The organism is Cetobacterium sp. (assembly GCF_048470075.1).
Classification (GTDB): Bacteria; Fusobacteriota; Fusobacteriia; order Fusobacteriales; family Fusobacteriaceae; genus Cetobacterium_A.
In genome coordinates this window covers 1-5117 of record NZ_DBGBQB010000120.1, presented here as the reverse complement: position 1 = coordinate 5117, position 5117 = coordinate 1, and the positions used below count along the sequence as shown (strand labels likewise).

The 5117-nt window shown below is 31.8% G+C and carries 3 protein-coding genes and 1 pseudogene; 1 reads left to right on the top strand and 3 read right to left on the bottom strand.

All coding sequences use genetic code 11. From position 1 onward, the window contains the following. A pseudogene (locus ACMOUI_RS04400) lies at positions 1-326 on the top strand (hypothetical protein); the annotation flags it as partial. Positions 327-376: 50 nt separating this feature from the next. Here ACMOUI_RS04400 and melB read toward each other — a convergent pair. The 3 genes from melB to ACMOUI_RS04385 are packed head-to-tail and all read right to left on the bottom strand — an operon-like array spanning position 377 to position 4986. Then, on the bottom strand, positions 377-1732 hold the full coding sequence (melB, locus tag ACMOUI_RS04395) for a melibiose:sodium transporter MelB (RefSeq protein ID WP_418964521.1): 1356 nt from the start codon (positions 1730-1732) through the stop codon (positions 377-379). A gap of 20 nt (positions 1733-1752) precedes the next feature. Next, positions 1753-3948 (bottom strand): alpha-galactosidase, encoded by a 2196-nt coding sequence (locus ACMOUI_RS04390; RefSeq protein ID WP_418964520.1) that lies wholly within the window; start codon positions 3946-3948, stop codon positions 1753-1755. A 12-nt stretch (positions 3949-3960) separates the two neighbouring features. Continuing rightward, positions 3961-4986 (bottom strand): LacI family DNA-binding transcriptional regulator, encoded by a 1026-nt coding sequence (locus ACMOUI_RS04385; RefSeq protein ID WP_418964519.1) that lies wholly within the window; start codon positions 4984-4986, stop codon positions 3961-3963. Positions 4987-5117 lie beyond the last annotated feature (131 nt).

Here is a 5117-nt window from a genome sequence, read left to right as displayed (position 1 = left end):
ATGACGGAGTTAAAATTAATAAAAGTGTCTATAATTTTTTAAATCTTTTTCCTAAATTGCCTTTAAAAAGAGTTCCTATACTCACATGGAACTGTGATTATGAGGAGCACTATTTAGTAGAATTAATGAAAAACAAGGATGTTTCCAGTGATGTTATAAACTTCAACTCCAAAGATGACACTCTAAAGGATTTCTACTTTGCCTTAAATAAATCTAATCTGGTTATTATGGGAAATTTAAGCCGTTCTTTTTTCTTTGAAAAAATAACAAATAGAACTGGTCTTAATCTTTTAGAGAACTTAAATACCTCTATTTTTATAGGGTAGTTTAACAGTAGAGACAAAAAATGGTGTGGTTAATAGCCACACCATTTTTTTTATGCTTCAATCTCTCTTCTCACTTTTATAGCTTCTACTATCTCATCATAGTAGTCTCCATTTAATTTATAATATTTTCTATATATCACATATCCAAATATTGAAAGTAGTATTGGGAAAACTATCATTAGATATTTTATTCCCAATATAGCTGAAGCACTTTGAGGTACATTTGGCATATACCCAACTAAAGATAGACCCATACCTATAAGCCATCCACTCACTGCTGAAGCTGACTTCACAAGTAGTGTTTGAACTGAGAAAATAACGCTTTCATTTCTTGAACCAAATTTAAACTCTCCATAGTCAACCACATCTGCTAGCATAACCGTTGAAATTCCAAGAGTTAAGCCTCCACCTAATTTGGCAACCACACCAGCTATTGCAATTAACGTTCCATTTGTTGGAGCAATATTTCCAAAGATAAATAGCATTAAAAACCCTATTACTGGTAGTGCACAAGCTAAGAAAAACACCTTTTTTCTTCCTAGTTTTCTTGATAAAATTGGGAACATCATCAATGACCCAATCTCTGCTAATCCAGAAAATCCAGTAAAAACTGAGAAAAGAGTTTCTACTCCAATGACATATTTGAAATAGTATATTGCCACTCCACCTGAAATTTGAGACATCAGGTTATACATTAAAACTGTTCCTATTAACGCTACCAATTGATCATTTTTTAAAATTAACTTAAAAGCTTCTTTTAGGTTTATTTTTTCACTATTTTTTTTAGTTTTTATCTGTTCTTTTACATTTGCTATCATCAAAAGCGTAGTTAGAATAAATATTCCAGCTATTCCTAAAGATAATAATGAAAATCCTCTTCCTTCATCCCCTTTTCCTAAAAAAGAGATCAGTGGTAACCCCAAGCTTCCAAGAGATAACCAGGCTAAGCTTGCAAATATCCTTGGCACAACTGCAATCTCCTCTCTCTCTTTTTTATCACTTGAAAGGGCTGGAATCATAGACCAAAAAGGTATATCCATAACTGTATAAGTCATCCCCCAAAGTATATACATAATAGATATATAGGCATATAAGCTTTTCCCTGTAAATGCTCCTGGTCTTGTAAACATTCCAACAATTGTAATAGCATTTAAAAGTGTTCCTATTAAAATCCAAGGTCTAAACTTTCCCCATCTGCTTCTTGTATTATCGACAATCATTCCCATGGCAGGATCATTTATAGCATCCCACATCCTAGCTACTAAGAACAATGTTCCTACAAAAGCTGGAGCTAATCCCAAAATATCCGTAAAATAATACATTAAAAATATATAGACTATTGCACAAGCATAATCCTTTCCTAAAGCACCTAAACCATATGATAATTTCATTTTTAAACTTATCATGACACTCCTCCCGTGAGTTTTTATTTACACTCTTTTAATTTAAAAATTTTACTTTTAAAATCCTGTGTTTCTGAATCTTTTGAAAAATATCTTTCAGGTTGTGGAAAAATAATTCCCATATTCATAAGCTCATCCCCATAAGCTTCAAACTTATCATTAATTAAGTATTTCTTATTGGAATCCAATCCCTTTAGTACAACTTTCCTATTATAACCTGGATTTGGTTCTGCCAATATTGTGAAGTATCCAACTAAAGCTTCACTTCTCTCACTATTCACAACCATCCAAGCCGCCGTATTCCCCTCAAAAGGACTTTCTAATCTATAAAAATCTCCAAATTGAATAAGTTTTCTATTTATCTTATAAAACTCTAAATATTTTTTTACATCTTTTTCCATCCTACTATCAAACTCTAATAGATTTAGTTCATAACCAAAATTTCCAAATACAGCTACATCATTTCTTGTTTTTAAACTTGTTTTCCTTGCAGTTTGATGGTTTGGAATATCTGAAACATGGGCTCCCATGGAGATCAATGGATATCCTAGAGATGTTCCATGTTGAATATTCAATCTTACAATTGCGTCTGTATCATCACTTGTCCAAACTTGTGGCATATAATATAGCATTCCTGCATCAAATCTTCCTCCACCTGATGCACAAGATTCAAATAGTATATGTGGGAACTTAGTAGTTAATTTTTCTAAGATTTCATAGAGCCCTAAAATATATTTATGTGGTAAATCTTGATATGTTATCTCTGTCATATTTCTATTCATATCCCATTTTACATAACTAATAGGAGCTTCTGAAAATCTCTCTGATAAAATATCCACTATATAATCTCTTACCTCTTTTTTAGATAAATCCAGTATATACTGGTTTCTTCCCATTGATAGCTTTCTATTTTTAACTCCTAAAACCCATTCAGGGTGTTTTTCATATAGTTCACTATTTTTACTTATCATTTCTGGTTCAAACCACAATCCAAATCTAATCCCTCTATCCACAACTTTTTCTGCTAGCCCTTTAATTCCATTTGGAAGTTTTTCTAAATTTGGAAACCAATCCCCTAAAGATGTTTTATCATCAACTCTCTTTCCAAACCAACCATCATCTAAAACAAACAATTCAAATCCTAAATCCTTCGCTTTAGAGGCCATTGCTACAATTTTATCCTCATCAAAATCAAAGTATGTAGCTTCCCAGTTATTTATTAAAATAGGTCTTTCCTTATCTCTCCATTCACCTCTAACCAATCTCTCTTTAAAAAGTTTATGGAAGGTTTGACTTAAATCATTCATTCCTCTATCACTATAAACTATTATTCCCTCTGGTGTTTGGAAACTCTCTCCACCTTTTAACTCCCATTTAAAATCAAATGGGTTGATGCCCATTGTAACTCTAGTGGCATCAAAATGATCTACCTCTACATGAGCCAAAAAGTTTCCAGAATACACCAGAGTAAACCCTATACTCTCTCCTACATGTTCTGTTGTTTCTGGCCTTTTTAAAATTATAAATGGGTTTTGATGAGCACTACTTGCTCCTCTACTACTATCTATATATTGACACCCCACTTCTAACTTTCTATTTTTTATAAATCTTTCTCTTGCCCAAGCCCCAGATAGATGTATCATCTCGTAGTTATAGTCAGGTAAATCTAAAGCGAAGCTCATAGCTCTATGGATATCTATACACTCTTCTCCATGGTTTTCAAATCTGGCATTTCTAGTTATCACATCTCTATCTTTATACACTGTATATGTTAGAAAAAGTTTACAGTTTAAAGTTGTGTCCTCTAACTCAATCTCTAAACTATCCCCCTCCTCTACACTCTCCATATAAGTTGAAGGTAATCCCTTTAAACTATTTTTTCCTCTGTAAACTCTAAAACCTTTGTATATAAAATCGGCGATTCTACTACCATCTTCACTCTCCAATTGAAATGCTGGTTTTCTAAAATCAGTAGTTCCATAGGATGGATACTCCTGTTTATAATATTCCAGCGAAAAACCCGGATCATTCTCATGGTGAGCAATTATTCCAATTCCCACCTCGGGCTGATTGAAAAAATGTTTAAAACTCTCTCTATTTCTAATTTTCTTTCCAAAATATAGATTTCCAAGTTGTCCATTTTTCATAATATTAAATATATAACTCATATTTGAACTCTGTAAGTGAAACTCTAATGTACTCTCATTTATATATATCATCTTTCCTCCAAATTAATCTAAATAGCTCTCTTTTATATACTCTTCTAACCCCTTTATCAATGTTGTTTTTACAAAAGTTATCTTGGATTTTTCCATTTTGTTATCTACCAATAACCCCACTGCTGCTTTCGCTAAATTCCTTATATCAGGAGCCACTGACATTATACCCAAAGGTATTGTATTTCTTAAGTTATCAAATCCCACAATGGGAATATCTGTGATTCCATTTTCTTTTAAAATACTATTTACACAATAACTCATATTATCATTGGCACAAAATACTCCATCAAATTTTACATTTTTAGCTAATAACTCCTGTACTATCTCCTTAGCTTTTTTATCAGAGTAATCTCCCCTATATACCATAGGAATCATTCCATAATTTTCTATGGCTTTTAAATATCCCCTCTCTCTCTCTTTTCCAGAAAGTTTATCTCTATCCCCTGAGATATGAATAATATTTTTTCTTCCCAAGCTTATCAAATGTTCTGTAGCCTTTTGAGCTCCATTGCAATCCTCAGTATTTATATAATAAATCCCTTCTTTTTCACAATTTGAATCTGAAGTATAGTCCACTAAAACTACTGGTGTATATTGTTTAACTATTCTTTCAATATTTTTATCTCTCTCTTTAAAACCTATAAACACTCCACCAACAATATCTCTATTTGCATATAATGACTCTATTTTGGAGAAACTATTATCATTTATCACATCTACTAATAGTTGATAATCCTGTTTCAATGCCTCTTTTAAAACCCTATTTATAAAATCTAAGTAATATCCAAAAGATAAACCATTATCCAATATCCTATTTTTATCATTGTTATCTCCATAGATAAAAAGTCCTATAGTCCTACTTTTCTTTCCAGCTAAAACTTGGGCACTAGAGTTTGGAATATATCCTAACTCCTCTATTACTTTCATAACTTTCTCTTTTGTTTCTGGTGGGACATTTGTATAGTTATTTATAACTCTTGACACAGTACTTCTTGATACTCCTGCCAGTTGAGCCACCTTCATACTATTTATTTTCATTTTCCCTCCTTAAATTGTTTTGTGAACGCGTGTTTATGTTGTTTATAAAACGATTATATTGTATATAGAACAATTTTACAATTTTTTTCAAATTTTAATTTTAAACTTATTTTACTTGAGTAAAATAAGTC

Bases quoted from the DNA above. Each gene is read 5' to 3' on its own strand.
- melB (WP_418964521.1), bottom strand. From the start codon at position 1,732: ATGATAAGTTTAAAAATGAAATTATCATATGGTTTAGGTGCTTTAGGA.
- ACMOUI_RS04390 (WP_418964520.1), bottom strand. From the start codon at position 3,948: ATGATATATATAAATGAGAGTACATTAGAGTTTCACTTACAGAGTTCA.
- ACMOUI_RS04385 (WP_418964519.1), bottom strand. From the start codon at position 4,986: ATGAAAATAAATAGTATGAAGGTGGCTCAACTGGCAGGAGTATCAAGA.